Here is a 15,473-nt window from a genome sequence, read left to right on the forward strand (position 1 = left end):
GGCTGCTAGGCCGCGCGAAATACGTGAAGCAGGGCAGAGCGCGGGTGCTGGCGAAGCTGCCGCCCTCTAACGAGCCGCCGCAGTTGCCCAAGCCGACCGACCACGTGTTTCCGGGCAATCACATCAAGATGTTCAATGCCCTGCTTGATAGGAGCGAGTTGAAGCTGGATCGGGATGGCAATCGGCGGACCGCATACAGCCTGCGGCATACCTACATCTGCATGCGCCTGATGGAAGGGGCGGACAGCTACTAGATAGCGAAGAACTGCCGAACCTCAGTGGAGATGATCGAGAAGTTCTATGCGGCGCACATCAAGAACAGGCTCGATGCTTCCGCCATCAATGTGCGTCAGGCCAAGCCCGCTCCTCGCAGGCAGTTGAGTGAGGTCTTCTGCTTTTGTCGCCTTGTAGACCCTTCTGGACCAAGATCGGCGCGCGGCCTGGCAACAGGACGGCAAGGGCTTCAACATCCAGTTGAGCTGCCTGCCATTGAACGGCCGCCTCGTGGTTCGCGAACCCAAGGCCGACGCGGAGGCGGGGCAATGAGCCCAGCCGCCACGCGGGGCTACGACGTCGGCTTCAAAAGCTGGATGACATACGAACCCCTCGTGCTCGCCAGCAGCGAGCACGAGGCCATCGCCAAGGGCAAGGCCATTTACGGCCTCGCCGGCCTCGGCGATTTTTCGTTCAGCGATTGCGGCGAAGGACTGGCTCGCCTAGGTTCATGAGCCGGAGGCGCATTCATGAACGTCGTCCTCAAGCCGGGTACGCGTTGACGATAGATCTCCGACATATTCATCCGAAGTCGATGGCAGCAGCGCGACGCCTGCCGCATTCAGGCGGTTGCCTCAGCTTCCGGCAGCAGGAGCCAAGCTCAAGACGATTGCTCAGAAAACCGCCTCTGTGCAAGACAATGGGTCCCTGTACGCGCAATAAGAGGAAACCGCGCTGTGACACTCTCTCTTGACGGCGAAATTCGAGACGGACGGCATTACATGCAGGTCCGCGTCTATTTCGAAGATACCGATTCCGGCCAGATTGTTTATCACGCGAATTTTTTGCGTTTCATGGAACGTGGCAGAACGAATTACTTGCGCCTGCTCGGCACCAATCAGCAAGCGCTGCTCGAGGAAACGCGGAACGATGCGCCGGGCTTCGCCTTCGTTGTCCGTTCGATGACAATCGATTTTCTAAAACCGGCAGTCTTGGACGACCTGCTTGACATTGTCACGGTCCCGCAAGAGGTGAGAGGCGCGTCGATTGCCTTGCTGCAGGAGTGCAGGCGCGGGGGTGATCTCTTGGTCTCGGCGCGTGTACGGGTCGCGTTTATCTCAGGCGGAAAAGCGCAGCGCATCCCAAAGGCTCTGAGGCTTGCTATGGAAGAGCACAGATAAATCTGCCTTTCGTTCACGCTTTAACGCTCCAGCGACCCAATGAAATCAATGCGTTGGCCTTTTGTTGCGATATCGTCAAGTCAGAGTTCTCCGGCATCGTCTATCACGCCAATTATCTGCGCTACATGGAGCGCGGCCGCACCAATCACCTCCGGCTGATGGGCGCCGAGCAGCAGGCGCTGTTCGACCAGGTGGAGACCGAAGGTGCCGGCTTTGCCTTCGTGGTGCGCTCGATGCATCTGGATTTCCTGAAACCCGCTCGGATGGACGACGTGCTCGACGTCGTGACCTGGCCTGTTGCGGTGAAGGGCGCCTCGATCATGCTGGCGCAGGAAGTGCGTCGCGGCGAGGAGGTTCTGGTGAAGGCCGAGGTGCGCGTCGCCTTCATCAGCGGCGGCCGCGCCCAGCCGATCCCGAAATCGATCCGCGCGTTGATGAAGGCCGATCTGATTTCCTGATCGCCCGATAAGTGATCGCCCGATTTGTGATGGCCTATCGACTCCACCAGTCGCGGCGATAGATTGCGGCCTCGACCAACCGATGAGGCCATCATGTCGCGCCCGCCGCTTCCGCCCTTCACCCGTGAGACCGCCGCGCAAAAGGCCCGCATGGCCGAGGACGCCTGGAATTCACGCGACCCGGTGCGGGTCTCGCTCGCCTATACCGAGGACAGCCGCTGGCGCAATCGCTCAGAGGTCTTGCAGGGCCGCGAGGCCATCGTCGCGTTCCTCACCCGCAAATGGGAGAAGGAGCAGGACTACCGCCTGATCAAGGACCTCTGGGCCTTCGACGAGAACCGCATCGCCGTGCGCTTCCAGTACGAATGGCACGACGCGAGCGGCCAGTGGTATCGCTCCTACGGCAATGAGCAGTGGGAGTTCGACGAGCACGGCCTGATGAAGCGGCGCGAAGCCTCGATCAACGATATCGCGATTGCGGAGAAGGACCGCCGGTTTCACTGGATCGCGCCGGGGCCGCGGCCGGCCGATGTGCCGGGGCTGGGGGAGAGTCCGTTCTGAGGCGCTTCCTCTCCCTCTCCCCGTTCTTACGGGGAGAGGGTTGGGGTGAGGGGCTGCTTCAGCAAATTCGATGGCAGACGGACTCGCGGAGAGTCCCCCTCACCCGGATTGCATCTTCGATGCAATCCGACCTCTCCCCGCAAGCGGGGCGAGGTGAAGTCTCACCGCCTTGCCAGAAACCGCGTAATCGCCCCACCGAGCTTCGCATTGTCCATCGGCTCGGCTAGCGATGCGCGCGCCGTCGCCACCACGTCATCCGGAGCCTTGCCGTCGCGCAGATCGCAGCACACTTGCGCAAACGCCACGTCGAACTCCGGGTGCGGCTGCACGGTCAGCGTCGTGCCATTGGCGTAGAGCAGGCCGGCATGCGGGGTGAACTCCGACGACAGGATCGTCAGCGCGTCGTTGGGCGGCTCGATCACCTGATCCTGATGTGAGGCGGCGATTGCAACCTCCTCGCAGGCAATGACGCCGTTCTCCGGCAGCACCTGATAGACGTGCCGGCCGATGCCCCAGCCTTTCTCCGACTTGCGCACGGTGCCGCCGAGCGCCTGCGCGATCAACTGATGGCCGAAGCAGATTCCGACCATCGGCGTCTTGTTGGCGTAAGCGGTACGGACGAAATGCTCCAGTGGCGCGATCCAGTCGAGCCCGTCATAGACGCCTGCTGCCGCGCCGGTGATCAGCACGGCCTCGAGCTTGCCCGGATCGGGAAGCGCGTCGCCATTCGGGATGCTGACGACGTCCACCGTGGCCGTCGGGTCCTCGGTGCGGACCATGCGTTCGAACATGTCCGGGAACGAGCCGTGCTGCTCCCGATATTTTTGCGGGACCTGTCCGGTCTCGATGATGGTGATGCGTGCCATGTGCCCCCCGGAAGGTTGCGAAGCCAAAGCGCGATGAGATCAGAATGAATCGTCATCGCGCTTTGTTTGTTGTTCAAGCATGATCTTTCCGGAGAACCGCTTCACACTTTTCCGGATCATGCTCAGTCGCCTTCTGCCCTATATTGCTGGTGTGACGCTGTACGCTCCAGCAGTGCACTTTCCTTGCGGACCTCGTTGAGAAAGGCCTTGGCCAGGCGCGACAGCGGCTCGGCCTCCGACCATAGCATATAGGCGACCGCGTGCGTCGTCGGCGTGAACGGGCGGACAACGAGGCCGCTGCCGCCGTTCTGTCGCGGCGAGTAGGGATCGACCACCGCGGCGCCGACGCCGGCGGCAGCTAACACGCAGGCCGTGTTGCAGTAGCGCACCTCGACGGTTGGCTGAAACGGCGCGCCGGCGCGGGCAAAACTGTCGCGCACGGCCTCACCCAGCCGCGTGCCGCGTTCGAGCCCGATGAAAGGCAGGCCGGACAGATCCGAAGCCGAGATCACGGGCCTTTCGGCGAGCGGGTGCTGCGGCGGCAATACGCACACCATCTCGCCGGTATGCACCACCTCGTGCGCGATGCCGGGATGATGCGTCAGCCCGAGCGCGAAGCCGAGCTCGGCGACACGGCTGAGCACGCCCTCGATGATGCCCTCGTAGCGGCGCACGTCGAAGAACACGCGCGTCTCCGGGCGGCGTCGCAGGAAGCCCGACAGCGCGGAGGGGATGATGCTGTAGGCCAGCGGCGGCGTCGCCACGATGGCAAGGTGCCCGGAGCGGTTCTCGCGCAGATCGCGCACGCGGTTCTCGAGTTTTGCGTGCAGCGCGAAGATCGCCTCGCTCTCCTTGTACAGCGCCATCGCTTCCGCGGTCGGAAACAGCCGGTTGTTGACCCGCTCGAACAGCGCGAAGCCCGCCTGCGCCTCCATCGTCTTCAGCGCATTGCTGACCGCGGGCTGCGAGAGGGCCAGTTCGTCCGCCGCCGCGACCGTCGTGCGATGGCGGATGACGGCGCGCAGGATTTCGAGCTGACGCAGGTTCATATCACTGCCGATTATACTCAGGGCCAAAACATCATAGCAGAACGAATTGATTTTGCAGCCCCGCTCGCCCGTAATGGCGGCGGATTTGCACGTCGCATCAAAGGGTTCATTCGCCCATTGAGGCAGCACTGCGCACAGATTGGAGGCAAACTTGGTTCGTGTCCTTCGCGCCGCCGCCGCTCAAATGGGGCCGACGCAAAAAGCCGATACGCGCGAGCATACGTTGTCGCGGATGCTTGCACTGCTGGAGGAGGCGGCCGGCCGCGGCGCCAGCCTCGTGGTGTTCCCCGAGCTTGCCTTCACCACCTTCTTCCCGCGCTGGCTGCTCGAGGGTGAGGCGCTCGACCGTTATTTCGAGCGCGGAATGCCGAACCCTGCGGTGGCTAAACTGTTCGATCGTGCGCGGGCGCTGCGCGTCGGCTTCTATGTCGGTTATGCCGAGCAGACCGCTGACGGCCGCCGCTACAATTGCGCCATCCTGGTCGATCGCGACGGTGAGATCTTGGGCCGCTATCGCAAGGTTCACCTGCCGGGTTCGGTGGAGCCGCGGCCGGGCGCACGTTACCAGCAACTCGAGAAACGCTATTTCGAATATGGCGATCTCGGCTTTCCCGCCTTCCGCGCCGGCTCGGCCTGGGCCCACGCCATCATGGGCATGATGATCTGCAACGATCGCCGCTGGCCGGAATCCTGGCGCGTGCTCGGCCTGCAAGGCGTCGAGCTTGTCTGTATCGGCTACAATTCGGCTGCCTACGATCCCAATGGCGGCACCACCGAAGACGGCGCCCTGCGCACCTTCCACTCGACATTGGTGACGCAGGCCAACGCCTACATGAACGCGACCTGGGCGATCTCGGTGGCGAAGGCGGGCGAGGAGGACGGCTCCGGACTGATCGGCGGCTCCTGCATCGTCGATCCGAATGGGCGCATCGTCGCGCAGGCGCAGACGCTCGCAGATGAAGTGATCGTCGCCGACATCGATCTCGACCTGTGTCGCCAGGGCAAGGACAAGATGTTCAACTTCGCCGCCCACCGGCGGCCGGAGCAATACAGGGTGATCACTGAACGTGCAGGCGTCATCGAGCCGGCCGTTCTCGATGCGGATTGATTTCAAACGGCCGGTTGCGGCGTTGGCAAAGGAGCTGACATGACACGCCTTTCGCATTTCCTCGCCCTTGCAACCCTGGCTGCCGCGACGTCGGCACAGGCGGCCGAGCTTCCCGCGGAGATCAAGCAGGCGGGCACGCTGAAGCTCACGGTCAACTCCACCTATGCGCCGATGGAGTATCGCGATCCCGCGACCAATGAGCTGGTCGGGCTCGACATCGATCTTGCCAACGAGCTCGCCAAGCGGCTCGGCGGCCTCAAGATCGTCTGGAGCGAGACGCCTTTCGCCGAGCTGATCCCTTCGCTGCAGACCAAGCGCGCCGACTTCATCATCTCCGGCATCTCGGACCGGGCCTCGCGGCGCGAGACCGCCGATTTCGTCGATTACCTCCAGACCGGCCCGCAATTCTTCGTCGTGGCGGACAATGGAGCCAAAGACGCGACCGATCTCTGCGGCAAGAAGGTCGGCACCACCCGCAGCACCAGCTTCCCGGTCGAGATCGAGAAGTGGAGCAAGCAGAATTGCGAGCCGGCCGGCAAGCCTGCCATCCAGTACGTCCCCGGCGAGAACTCGATCGACGTCCGCAACCAGCTCAAGCAAGGCCGCATCGATGCCGCCGTGCAGGGCAGCGAGACGCTGCCTTACGCGCAAACGCAGGAGCCCGGCAAATACCGCGTCGTCGGCGAGCCCTTCGCCAAAGGCTATCAAGGCATCATGTTCCGCAAGGACGATGCCGCCCTGCGCGAGGTCGTGACCGAGAAGCTCACCGCCATGATCGCCGATGGCTCCTACAAGGCGGTTCTCGACAAATGGGGCTTAGGGGCCAACGCGGTCGCCCAGCCCATGCTCAACGCGGCGCCGCAATGAAGCCGGCGCCGGCACTCGCGGAAGGTTTCCCTGATCTGTCGGGGATGAGGATCGCGCGCGAGCCGCACTGGTTTCGCTGGCTCAGCGCCGCGCTCATCATTCTCGTGCTCGCGGCCATTGCGCGCGCGTTTGCGAACGGGCAGATCGAATGGTCCTATGTCAGCCGCTTCCTGACCGCAAAAGTCATTCTCGAAGGCATCGTCAACACCATGGTGATGGCGGTGCTGGCGATGACGCTCGGCATCGTCCTGGGCATCATCGTCGCGATCATGCGGCTGTCGCCCAATCCGGTGCTGAAGACGGCCGCCGCCGGCTACACGTGGCTGTTCCGCGGCACGCCGCTGATCCTGCAGCTGCTGCTCTGGTTCAACCTCGCGCTGGTGTTCCCGACCATCGGCATTCCCGGCTTGTGGAGCGCGCGCGCCGTTGACGTCATGACGCCGTTCCTTGCCGCGCTGCTCGGGCTCGGCATCAACCAGGGCGCCTACACCTCCGAGGTGATGCGCGCCGGCATGTTGTCGGTCGACATCGGGCAGTATGAAGCGGCGCAGGCGATCGGCATGGGACGGTTGCGCGCGCTGCGGCGGATCGTGCTGCCGCAGGCGATGCGCGTGGTGATCCCGCCGCTCGGCAACGAGTTCATCGGCATGGTGAAGGCGACCTCGCTTGCGAGCGTGATCCAGTATCCGGAGCTGCTGCACAACGCCGAAAACATCTACTACGCCAATTCCCGCGTGATCGAGCTCTTGATCGTCGCCGGGCTCTGGTACCTGCTCGTGGTCTCGATCCTGACCCCGCTCCAGATGCTGCTCGAACGCCGTTTTGCGCGCGGCACATTGCGGCTCGCGCGATGACAAAGCCCCTCGTCGCGATCCGCTCCGTCGCCAAGAATTTTGGCGAGTTCCAGGCTCTCAAAAGCGTCTCGCTCGACGTCTGGCCCGGCGAGGTGATGTGCCTGATCGGGGCCTCCGGCTCCGGCAAGACCACGCTGCTCCGCTGCATCAACCAGCTGGCCACGATCGATGCCGGCGGCATCTGGCTCGACGGCGAATTGCTCGGGGTGCGCGAGCAAAGCGGACGGCTGCACCGTCTCAGCGAGCGCGAGATCGGGCGGCAGCGGCTGAAGACCGGCATGGTGTTCCAGCGCTTCAATCTGTTTCCGCACAAGACCGCGCTGGAGAACATCACCGAAGGTCCGCTCCAGGTGCAGGGCCGCAAGCCTGACGAAGTACGCACGGAAGCGCTCGAACTGCTGCGCCGCGTCGGATTGTCCGCGAAGGCGGACTGGTATCCCGCCCAGCTCTCGGGCGGCCAGCAGCAGCGCGTCGCCATTGCCCGCGCGCTGGCGATGAAGCCGATGCTGATGCTCTTTGATGAACCGACCAGCGCGCTCGATCCCGAGCTCGTCGGCGAGGTTCTTGCCGTGATGAAGGAACTGGCGAAGAGCGGCATGACCATGATGGTGGTGACGCACGAGCTCGGCTTCGCGCGTGAGGTCGCTGATCGCGTCGTCTACATGGACCAGGGCGCGATCGTCGAACAGGGCCGCGCATCGGACGTATTGGGCGCCCCGCGCGAGGAGCGCACCAGGGCTTTTCTTTCCGCTGTGATCTGAATGGGAGCGTGTTGATGAAGAGACTTTTGGTTGCGGCGGCGTTCCTCGGCGTCATGAGTGTGCCCGCGATGGCGATCGATCTGCCCGCGGAGATCACCAAGCGGGGCAGCATCAAGGTGGCGCTGGTGCCGAACTATCCGCCGATGGAGTTCCGCGATCCCGCGACCAACGCGCTGTCCGGCTTCGACATCGATCTCGGTGAAGCCATCGGCCGCAAGCTCGGCGTCAAGATCGAATGGACCGAAACTAGCTTTGCCGAGTTCATGCCGTCGATCTCGACGGGGCGCGTGGACGCCATCCTGTCCGGCTTCACCGACTATGCCAGCCGGCACGAGGTCGCGTCCTTCGTCGATTATCTGCGCAGCGGTCCGCAGTTCTTCGTGCAGCAGTCGCGCAAGGCTGAGTTCAAGGACGCCGCATCGCTCTGCGGCAAGAAGGTCGGAGCCAGTCGCCGCACCATGTTCCCGGCGCAAATCGCGGCGTGGAGCGAAAAGAACTGCGGCAGCAGTCCGATTCAGTTCGTCGGCACCGACGGCTCAGCCGACGCCCGCACCCAGCTCAGGCAGGGCCGCATCGATGCCGCCGCCCAGGGCAACGAGACGCTGCCTTACATCATGGATCTCGAGCCCGGCACCTATGCAACGGTGGGCGAGCCCATCGCACAGCAATTCACCGGCATCGCGCTGCCGGTCAAGGAAAAGGCGTTGCAGCAGGCGATGCTGGAGGCGGTCGACGCGCTGATCGCGGACGGCACCTATCGCACGCTGCTCGCCAAGTGGAAACTGACGGACAACGCACTCGAGAAGGCGACCATCAATGCTGGACAGTAAAGCACTCCAAAGCATCCCGCTCGTCCCGGCCAACACCGCGGATCCCGCGCCGGACTATCCCTGGCCGAAGCCGTACAATTCGGCGATGTTCCTGTCGTTCGACGTGGACGCCGAGAGCGCGTGGACCAGCAAGGACGCAGGTCACGCCCAGCGGCTCATCACCATGAGCTATGGCGGCTATGAGGCCCGTGTCGGCACGCCCAAGCTGCTGGAGCTGCTCGACCAGCTCGATCTCAAGGCGACTTTCTTCGTCACGGGATGGTCGGTCGATGCGCATCCCGCGATGGCCGAGTCCATCCTCAAGGCCGGCCACGAGATCGGACATCACGGCTATCATCATCTCCTGCCCGATCCCGGCGATCCCTGGATCGAGGAGGAGCTGGCGCGCGGTTTCGAGGCGCTGAAGCGCCGGCTCGGCGTGAAGCCGACCGGCTATCGCGCGCCCTATGGCGAGTTCACCGAGGAGCTGCGGGTGGCGCTGGTGCGTCACGGCATCGTCTATACCTCCTCGTTCCGCGACGACGTGCGGCCCTATCGCCATCGTCTTGCCGACGGCAAGCCCGGCACGATCGAGCTGCCGGTGACCGCGAGCTATGACGACTGGATGCATGGTCTCTCCGCCCGCTTCAGCCCGCGCTCGATCTTCCCCAAGGAGCACGTGCTCTCGATCTGGAAGGACGAACTCGACGAGGTCCGCGACTGGGGCGCGATGGTGACGACGGTCCTGCATCCGCAATGCAGCGGCCGTCCGATGCGGCTGCGGCTGCTGCGCGAGTTCCTGACCTACGCAAAATCGTGCCCGGACGTTTGGATCACGACCGGCGAGAAGATCGCGGAGAACTTCCTGCGGCATGAGGCCGGTAACCGTTAGGGAGCGCCATGACCCGCATTCTCGTCATCAACCCGAACTCCTCGGCGTCGGTAACGGCGGCGATCGACGAGGCGGTCGCGCCGCTGCGGATCGCCGGCGGACCTGACATCGAGGTCGTCGGCCTTGCCGAGGGGCCTCCGGGCATCAGCTCGCAGCGCGATGCCGATAGCGTCGTCATGCCGCTGGTGAATCGTGTGTCGCGCGACGACGCCGATGCCTTCGTGCTCGCTTGCTTCAGCGATCCAGGTTTGCATGCGGTGCGCGAGGCTGCCGGCGGCCGTCCGGTGATGGGCATCGCCGAGTGCGGCATCTTTCGCGCGCTGATGCTCGGCGAACGTTTCGGCATCATCGCGCTGTCGCCGTCGAGCATCCGGCGCCAGCAACGGATGGTGCGGGTGATGGGCGTCGACGGCCGCTATGCCGGAAGCTGGTCGGTCGGCGCGAGCGCAGCTGAGACCGCAGCCGCCGATATCCGGGGACGATTGATCGAGGCCGGCCGCGCGCTGGTCATGCAATCCCGCGCCGATGTCGTGGTGATGGGCTGCGCCGGCATGGCCTCGCACCGCGCGGCAATTGCGGAGGCGATCGGCGTGCCCGTGGTTGAACCGGCGCAGCAGGCGGTAGCGGCTGCGATCGGCGCGATCTTGTTGAATACGTAAGACCCTTCAGGAGCCTTCTGTAATGCCCATCTCCCGCCGTTCGCTCCTCAAGGCCGCCGCAGCCATGCCGGCACTTTCGTTTCCGGGCATCGTCCGCGCCGAATCCCAGTCCACGCTGCGCTTCATCCCTGTGATCGATCTCGCCTTCGTCGATCCCATCTACTCGACCGCGCAAGTGTCGCGGAACCACGGCTTCATGGTCTACGACACGCTCTATGGCATGAGCGCCTCGCTCCAGGTCTCGCCGCAGATGCTGTCGGGCCACGTCATCTCCGGTGACGGGCTGCAATGGGATCTCAGCTTGCGCGACGGCCTGTTCTGGCACGATGGCGAGCGCGTGCTCGCGCGCGACTGCGTGGCGAGCATCCGCCGCTGGGCCGCGCGCGACGGCTTTGGCGGCGAGCTGATGGAGGCGACCGACGAGCTGTCCGCCGCCGACGATCGCACCATCCGCTTCCGTCTCAAGCGTCCGTTCCCGCTGCTGCCGCAGGCGCTCGGCAAGGCCGCGATCAATGCCTGCTTCATGATGCCGGAGCGGCTGGCGAGCCAGGATCCGTTCAAGCCGCTGACCGAGGTGATCGGCAGCGGCCCGTTCCGCTACCTCGCCGACGAGCGCGTGCAGGGCGCGCGCAACGCCTACGCCAAATTCGAGCGCTATCAGCCCCGCACCGACGGCAAGCCGGATTGGACCGCGGGCCCGAAGATCGTGCACTACGACCGCGTGGTCTGGACCACCACGCCCGATGCCGGCACCGGCGTCGCCGCGCTGCAGACCGGCGAGCAGGACTGGCAGGAGACCACGCCGCACGATCTGTTGCCGGTGATCAAGGCCGCCGGTGACATTGAGACGCGCATCCTCGATCCCAGAGGTTACGCCTGCATGCTGCGGCTCAATCACCTGCAGCCGCCGTTCGACAATCCCGCCATCCGCCGTGCGCTGCTCGGTGCGATCGACCAGTCCGCGTTCATGACGGCGGTCGCCGGTGTCGATCCCGCCTTTCAGGTCTCGCCGATCGGCTACTTCGCGCCCGGTACGCCGATGGCGAGCGAGGTCGGCCTCGATGTGTTCCGCGGGCCCCGCGACTACGCCAGGGTCAAGGCCGACCTGAAGGCGGCCGGCTACAAGGGCGAGAAGATCGTGGTGCTCGTGCCCACCAATTCGTTGGCGCAGAAACCGCTCGGCGAGATCGCGGTCGATAGCTTGCGCAAGGCCGGCATGAACGTCGAATATGCCGGGCTCGATTTCGCCGTCGTGTTACAGCGCCAGCTCAAGAAGGATCCGGTCGGGCAGGGCGGCTGGAGCGCGGCGGTCGGCAATTGGCAGGGCATCGACTGGCTCAATCCGGCCGGCAACACCAACATCCGCGGCGAGGGCAAGGTCGCCGGCTGGTATGCGAGCGAGAAGATGGGGGCCTTGCGCAGCCAATGGCTGGCGGCCTCCGAGCTCGCCGAGCAGCAGCGCATCTGCCGCGAGATCCAGGCAGTGGCGTTCGAGGAAATCCCCTATATTCCGATCGGCCTGTACAAGCAGCCGACCGCCTATCGCAAGGCCATCACCGGCATTCTCGACGGCACCGCCGTCTTCTGGAACGTACGCCCCGCATGAGCACGATCGCAATCTTCGGCAGCTATGTGCTGTCACGGAAAGACGGCGCGCAGGATGTGCTGCGCGACCGTTGGGTCCTGGTCGAAGGCAAGAGGATCGCCGCGGTCACGCGCGACAGGCCGCGCGCGGACGAGGTCTACGACCGCCCCGGCCGCTTCGTTCTGCCGGGCTTGCTGAACCTGCACAATCACTGCTTTTCTGAGGCGGTAGCGCGCAGCCACACCGAGGACGGCAACGGCCGCAAGAACAACCAGAGCATCGTCTACACGGTGCTGCTGCCGCTGACCAAGCGCGGCGCCGATCTGCTGTCGGCGGAAGAACGCATGGCGGTGGCGCGGCTCGGCATCCTCCAGCTCCTCAAGGGTGGTGCTACCACGGTGATGGAGCCGTTCCGCAATTCGATCCCTGAAATGTTCGACGCCGCCGAGGAGATGGGCATTCGCTTTTATGGCGCGCCCTATCTGTTCTCGACGTCGGACGCCAAGGCCGGCCCCGACGGCGTAGTGCAATATTCCGGCGATGACGGCGCCGCCGACATGGCGACGTGGGATGCGCTCTACCAGCGCTGGAACAATCGCGGCGACGGCCGCATCGGCCTCGCCATGAGCCCGCACGCCACCGACACCTGCGGCCCCGACCTCCTGAGAGCTTGCGCCGTGCGAGCGCGCGAGCTCGGCGTGCCCGTCACGACGCATATGGCGCAGAGCCGCGCCGAGGTCGAGACCATCGGCAGGCGCTATGGCGGCCGCACGCCGGCGCAATATCTGGATTGGCTCGGCCTGCTCGCGCCCGATTTGATGGCGGCGCATTGCATGTTCAGCAGCGACGACGATCTCAAGCTGATGGCCGCGCGCGGCATGACCGTTCTGAATTGCCCGCGCGTGTTCGCGCGCGCCGGCGTCACCGCGGCCTTCAGCCGGTTCGCCGAGCATGGCGTGCGCACCGTGGTCGGCACCGACGGCTACAACATGGATCTGCTCGGTGAGCTCAATGCGGCGTCACTGATCTCCAAGACCACCTCGCAGCGCGCCGATGTCGCCAATTCGCCCGAGTTGATCGAAGCGAACACGGCCGTGGCCGCCGACGTCATCAAGCGACCGGATCTCGGCCGGATCGAGCCGGGCGCGACCGCCGATCTCACCGTGGTCGATCTCACCCATCCGCATCTCCAGCCGCTGTTCGATCCCCGCCGCGCGCTGATCGCGCTCGCCAACCGCGCCAATATCGATCAGGTGATCGTCGATGGCCGCGTGCTGGTCGATGCCGGCCGCTATCTCGGCGCCGAAGAAGCGGCGATCACCGCAGCGGGCAGCGCCGCGATCGGCAAGATCTGGGATCTGCCGGAGGCGCAGGCCGCGTTCAACGGCTGAGGCCAGCGTCGCCCTCGAACTCCATCAGCGCCTTGCGCATGGTCTCCACCAGATCCAGCGCCACCGGCGACGGACTGCGCTGCGCCGGGAAGACGGCGGAGAATTCGAAGTCGATGCGCGGCAGGAAGCGCCGCACGACGACGCCGCGCGTCGCGAACTCCTGTGCGGTGAAGGGATCGCAGATCGAGACCCCGAGCCCCGATGACACCATCCCGCACATGATCTCCGACAGCGTGGTCTCGACCCTGAGCACGCGGCGGACGTCGCTGCGGTGAAACACCTGGTCGACGAGGTGCCGGCTCGACGATCCCGCCGACAGCGAGATGAACGTCTCGCCCTCGAAATCGCGCGGCTCCAGCACTTCCTTCTCTGCGAGGCGATGTCCGGTCGGCACTACCGCGACGCGCGCCAGCGCCGGCAGCCGCAGGCTCGGCAGGCCGGAATGGGCAATCGGCACCTCGGCAAAGCCGATGTCGCATTGATTGTTCAAGACCCAGTCGACCACGATGGGCGAGATCACGCCGAAGAAGGCCAGGTTGAGGTTGGGTCGTTCCATCAGGAAATGACCGGCAAGTCGTGGCAGATAGCCGTTCGCCAGCGCCGGCAGCGCGGCGATGCGCAGCGAGCCAGTGCGGCGGCCACGGATTTCTTCGGCCGCAGCCGTGATGCGTTCGAGACCGACAAAGGACCGTTCGACCTCGGTGTAGAGCGCCATTGCCGCGGCGCTCGGCACGAGGCCGGTGCCGCGCCGCTCGAACAACTCCATCTTCAACAGCGCCTGGAAGTCGCGCAGCAACCGGCTGACAGCGGGCTGCGTCACCACCATCAGCTTCGCGGCCTCGGTGACGCTGCCGGTCAACATCATCGCGCGGAAGGCCTCTACCTGCCGCGAATTGATCCGCGCCATCCCAAATCCATCCATAACATTTAGGCATACAGAGGTTGCCATTATTCATTGGACGATGGAAGTATAGGTTGCGATCTTTTTTATCAGGACTGGAGACAGCCCGCTTTTTCGGCAGATTGGAGGGGTTCAAGCCTCCAGATCGCGCCAAAACCCGCCGTACGGGCGCCGGAGCCTGCTTGGAGACGGGATTGCGCGGAAGGAAATGCGGAAGAGGCTTCAGCCAGCGAGACTCGTCGGCACGTCACCTCATTCCGGTATGGAGATCGGTCCACATGAAGACTCTTCGCCTTCTGACCGCGGTCAGCATCGCAGCGCTCATTGCCGCCCCGTCGGCCGCTTTGGCCCAGCAAAAGACGCTCTACGTCGCCGGCTATGGCGGCTCGTTCGAGAAGACGATCCGCGACGAGGTGATCCCGGCCTTCGAGAAGGAGAACGGCGTCAAGGTCGAATACGTCGCCGGCAATTCCACCGACACGCTGGCAAAACTCCAGGCGCAGAAGGGCAACCAGCAGATCGACGTCGCCATCGTCGATGACGGCCCGATGTACCAGGCGATCCAGCTCGGCTTCTGCGGCAAGCTCGAGGGACTGCCGGCCGATCTCTACGACACCGCGCGCTTCAAGGACGATCGCGCAGTCGCCATCGGCATCGTCGCGACCGGGCTGATGTACAATACCAAGGTGTTCAAGGAGAAAGGCTGGGCGCCGCCGACCTCGTGGAATGACCTGAAGGATACGAAATACGCAAAACAGCTGGTGATCCCGCCGATCAACAACACCTACGGTCTCGAAGCGCTGGTGATGCTGTCGAAGATGAACGGCGGCGGCGAGACCAATGTCGATTCCGGCTTCAAGATCTTCAAGGAGCAGATCAATCCGAACGTGCTCGCTTACGAGCCGTCGCCGGGCAAGATGACCGAGCTGTTCCAGTCCGGCCAGGCCGTGATCGCGGTGTGGGGCACCGGCCGCGTGCAGAGCTTTGCCAATACCGGCTTCCCCGTCGACTTCGTCTACCCGAAGGAAGGCGCTGCGACGCTGCTGACCACGGCGTGTCCGATCACCAAGCCGAACGCCTCGCCGCTGGCATCAAGTTTCGTCAAGATGCTGCTCGACCCCAAGATCCAGCTCGTGATGCTGAAGGATTACGGCTACGGCCCGGTGCTGAAGTCGCTGGTGATCCCGCCGGAGCTCGGCAAGATGGCGCCGATCGGCGAGCGTGCGGCCAAGCTCTATAATCCGGACTGGACCGTCATCAACGAGAAGCGCGAGGAGTGGACCAAGCGCTGGAATCGCGAGGTCGAGCGTTGATCTGA

Annotated in this window: 18 protein-coding genes; 15 read left to right on the plus strand and 3 right to left on the minus strand. The window is 64.5% G+C overall.

The annotated features are described in order from the left end of the window. The first annotated feature begins 44 nt into the window (after nucleotides 1–44). The 5 genes from CIT37_RS08740 (at nucleotide 45) to CIT37_RS08760 (ending at nucleotide 2,413) form a co-directional block, all read left to right on the plus strand. A complete protein-coding gene (locus CIT37_RS08740) occupies nucleotides 45–254 on the plus strand; it encodes a hypothetical protein (RefSeq protein WP_014492327.1) in 210 nt (69 codons plus the stop codon). A gap of 288 nt (nucleotides 255–542) precedes the next feature. After that, on the plus strand, nucleotides 543–728 hold the full coding sequence (locus CIT37_RS08745; RefSeq protein ID WP_014492328.1) for a hypothetical protein: 186 nt from the start codon (nucleotides 543–545) through the stop codon (nucleotides 726–728). A 222-nt stretch (nucleotides 729–950) separates the two neighbouring features. Beyond that, the gene (gene ybgC, locus CIT37_RS08750; protein WP_011089947.1) at nucleotides 951–1,394 is read left to right on the plus strand and encodes a tol-pal system-associated acyl-CoA thioesterase; all 444 of its coding nucleotides are present in this window, start codon (nucleotides 951–953) and stop codon (nucleotides 1,392–1,394) included. 53 nt (nucleotides 1,395–1,447) lie between these two features. Next, on the plus strand, nucleotides 1,448–1,852 hold the full coding sequence (locus tag CIT37_RS08755) for a YbgC/FadM family acyl-CoA thioesterase (protein WP_028140374.1): 405 nt from the start codon (nucleotides 1,448–1,450) through the stop codon (nucleotides 1,850–1,852). Between the two features lie 93 nt (nucleotides 1,853–1,945). Next, the gene (locus CIT37_RS08760; protein ID WP_095426710.1) at nucleotides 1,946–2,413 is read left to right on the plus strand and encodes a nuclear transport factor 2 family protein; all 468 of its coding nucleotides are present in this window, start codon (nucleotides 1,946–1,948) and stop codon (nucleotides 2,411–2,413) included. A 161-nt stretch (nucleotides 2,414–2,574) separates the two neighbouring features. Here CIT37_RS08760 and CIT37_RS08765 read toward each other — a convergent pair whose 3' ends face one another. Further along, the gene (locus tag CIT37_RS08765) at nucleotides 2,575–3,279 is read right to left on the minus strand and encodes a type 1 glutamine amidotransferase (RefSeq protein ID WP_028140372.1); all 705 of its coding nucleotides are present in this window, start codon (nucleotides 3,277–3,279) and stop codon (nucleotides 2,575–2,577) included. 122 nt (nucleotides 3,280–3,401) lie between these two features. Beyond that, nucleotides 3,402–4,328 carry a LysR family transcriptional regulator gene (locus tag CIT37_RS08770; RefSeq protein ID WP_095426709.1) on the minus strand — a complete coding sequence of 309 codons (927 nt, stop codon included), beginning with the start codon at nucleotides 4,326–4,328 and terminating at the stop codon, nucleotides 3,402–3,404. A gap of 184 nt (nucleotides 4,329–4,512) precedes the next feature. Here CIT37_RS08770 and CIT37_RS08775 point away from each other — a divergent pair, with 184 nt between their 5' ends. Genes CIT37_RS08775 through CIT37_RS08815 form a run of 9 tightly spaced genes read left to right on the plus strand, consistent with a single transcriptional unit; the run spans nucleotide 4,513 to nucleotide 13,254 of the window. Continuing rightward, complete coding sequence (locus CIT37_RS08775) at nucleotides 4,513–5,436, plus strand: N-carbamoyl-D-amino-acid hydrolase (RefSeq protein WP_026201901.1); 924 nt, start codon at nucleotides 4,513–4,515, stop codon at nucleotides 5,434–5,436. A gap of 39 nt (nucleotides 5,437–5,475) precedes the next feature. Beyond that, nucleotides 5,476–6,303 carry an ABC transporter substrate-binding protein gene (locus CIT37_RS08780; RefSeq protein WP_028140370.1) on the plus strand — a complete coding sequence of 276 codons (828 nt, stop codon included), beginning with the start codon at nucleotides 5,476–5,478 and terminating at the stop codon, nucleotides 6,301–6,303. Further along, entirely contained in the window at nucleotides 6,300–7,157 is an 858-nt protein-coding gene (locus tag CIT37_RS08785; RefSeq protein ID WP_161966357.1) for an amino acid ABC transporter permease, read from the plus strand. The genes CIT37_RS08780 and CIT37_RS08785 overlap by 4 nt, the downstream gene beginning before the upstream one ends. Beyond that, a complete protein-coding gene (locus CIT37_RS08790; protein WP_095426707.1) occupies nucleotides 7,154–7,918 on the plus strand; it encodes an amino acid ABC transporter ATP-binding protein in 765 nt (254 codons plus the stop codon). Before CIT37_RS08785 ends, CIT37_RS08790 begins: the two co-directional genes overlap by 4 nt. Nucleotides 7,919–7,932: 14 nt before the next feature. Beyond that, a complete protein-coding gene (locus CIT37_RS08795) occupies nucleotides 7,933–8,748 on the plus strand; it encodes an ABC transporter substrate-binding protein (RefSeq protein ID WP_161966358.1) in 816 nt (271 codons plus the stop codon). After that, nucleotides 8,735–9,619: a polysaccharide deacetylase family protein gene (locus tag CIT37_RS08800; RefSeq protein ID WP_095426705.1), complete on the plus strand. Its 885-nt coding sequence runs from the start codon at nucleotides 8,735–8,737 to the stop codon at nucleotides 9,617–9,619. The genes CIT37_RS08795 and CIT37_RS08800 overlap by 14 nt, the downstream gene beginning before the upstream one ends. Nucleotides 9,620–9,627: 8 nt before the next feature. Further along, nucleotides 9,628–10,278 (plus strand): aspartate/glutamate racemase family protein, encoded by a 651-nt coding sequence (locus CIT37_RS08805; RefSeq protein WP_095426704.1) that lies wholly within the window; start codon nucleotides 9,628–9,630, stop codon nucleotides 10,276–10,278. 22 nt (nucleotides 10,279–10,300) lie between these two features. Beyond that, entirely contained in the window at nucleotides 10,301–11,884 is a 1,584-nt protein-coding gene (locus CIT37_RS08810; protein WP_095426703.1) for an ABC transporter substrate-binding protein, read from the plus strand. Beyond that, nucleotides 11,881–13,254, plus strand: coding sequence for an amidohydrolase family protein (locus CIT37_RS08815; RefSeq protein ID WP_095426702.1), 1,374 nt, complete (start codon nucleotides 11,881–11,883; stop codon nucleotides 13,252–13,254). The genes CIT37_RS08810 and CIT37_RS08815 overlap by 4 nt, the downstream gene beginning before the upstream one ends. On the opposite strand, the gene CIT37_RS08820 is transcribed toward CIT37_RS08815, so the two are convergent. Next, nucleotides 13,244–14,161, minus strand: coding sequence for a LysR substrate-binding domain-containing protein (locus CIT37_RS08820; protein ID WP_095426701.1), 918 nt, complete (start codon nucleotides 14,159–14,161; stop codon nucleotides 13,244–13,246). The genes CIT37_RS08815 and CIT37_RS08820 overlap by 11 nt on opposite strands. A gap of 272 nt (nucleotides 14,162–14,433) precedes the next feature. Here CIT37_RS08820 and CIT37_RS08825 point away from each other — a divergent pair, with 272 nt between their 5' ends. Then, nucleotides 14,434–15,468, plus strand: a complete 1,035-nt coding sequence (locus tag CIT37_RS08825; protein ID WP_095426700.1) for an ABC transporter substrate-binding protein — start codon at nucleotides 14,434–14,436, stop codon at nucleotides 15,466–15,468. Nucleotides 15,469–15,473 lie beyond the last annotated feature (5 nt).

It is taken from the genome of Bradyrhizobium ottawaense (genome assembly GCF_002278135.3).
Lineage (GTDB): Bacteria > Pseudomonadota > Alphaproteobacteria > Rhizobiales > Xanthobacteraceae > Bradyrhizobium > Bradyrhizobium ottawaense.

Excerpts from the sequence above, each read along its gene's own strand:
- CIT37_RS08790 (WP_095426707.1), top strand. The coding sequence starts at position 7,154 with ATGACAAAGCCCCTCGTCGCGATCCGCTCCGTCGCCAAGAATTTTGGC.
- CIT37_RS08825 (WP_095426700.1), top strand. The coding sequence starts at position 14,434 with ATGAAGACTCTTCGCCTTCTGACCGCGGTCAGCATCGCAGCGCTCATT.
- CIT37_RS08815 (WP_095426702.1), top strand. The coding sequence starts at position 11,881 with ATGAGCACGATCGCAATCTTCGGCAGCTATGTGCTGTCACGGAAAGAC.
- CIT37_RS08805 (WP_095426704.1), top strand. The coding sequence starts at position 9,628 with ATGACCCGCATTCTCGTCATCAACCCGAACTCCTCGGCGTCGGTAACG.
- CIT37_RS08810 (WP_095426703.1), top strand. The coding sequence starts at position 10,301 with ATGCCCATCTCCCGCCGTTCGCTCCTCAAGGCCGCCGCAGCCATGCCG.
- CIT37_RS08775 (WP_026201901.1), top strand. The coding sequence starts at position 4,513 with ATGGGGCCGACGCAAAAAGCCGATACGCGCGAGCATACGTTGTCGCGG.
- CIT37_RS08795 (WP_161966358.1), top strand. The coding sequence starts at position 7,933 with ATGAAGAGACTTTTGGTTGCGGCGGCGTTCCTCGGCGTCATGAGTGTG.
- CIT37_RS08820 (WP_095426701.1), bottom strand. The coding sequence starts at position 14,161 with ATGGCGCGGATCAATTCGCGGCAGGTAGAGGCCTTCCGCGCGATGATG.
- CIT37_RS08760 (WP_095426710.1), top strand. The coding sequence starts at position 1,946 with ATGTCGCGCCCGCCGCTTCCGCCCTTCACCCGTGAGACCGCCGCGCAA.
- CIT37_RS08785 (WP_161966357.1), top strand. The coding sequence starts at position 6,300 with ATGAAGCCGGCGCCGGCACTCGCGGAAGGTTTCCCTGATCTGTCGGGG.
- CIT37_RS08745 (WP_014492328.1), top strand. The coding sequence starts at position 543 with ATGAGCCCAGCCGCCACGCGGGGCTACGACGTCGGCTTCAAAAGCTGG.
- CIT37_RS08800 (WP_095426705.1), top strand. The coding sequence starts at position 8,735 with ATGCTGGACAGTAAAGCACTCCAAAGCATCCCGCTCGTCCCGGCCAAC.
- CIT37_RS08765 (WP_028140372.1), bottom strand. The coding sequence starts at position 3,279 with ATGGCACGCATCACCATCATCGAGACCGGACAGGTCCCGCAAAAATAT.
- CIT37_RS08770 (WP_095426709.1), bottom strand. The coding sequence starts at position 4,328 with ATGAACCTGCGTCAGCTCGAAATCCTGCGCGCCGTCATCCGCCATCGC.
- CIT37_RS08780 (WP_028140370.1), top strand. The coding sequence starts at position 5,476 with ATGACACGCCTTTCGCATTTCCTCGCCCTTGCAACCCTGGCTGCCGCG.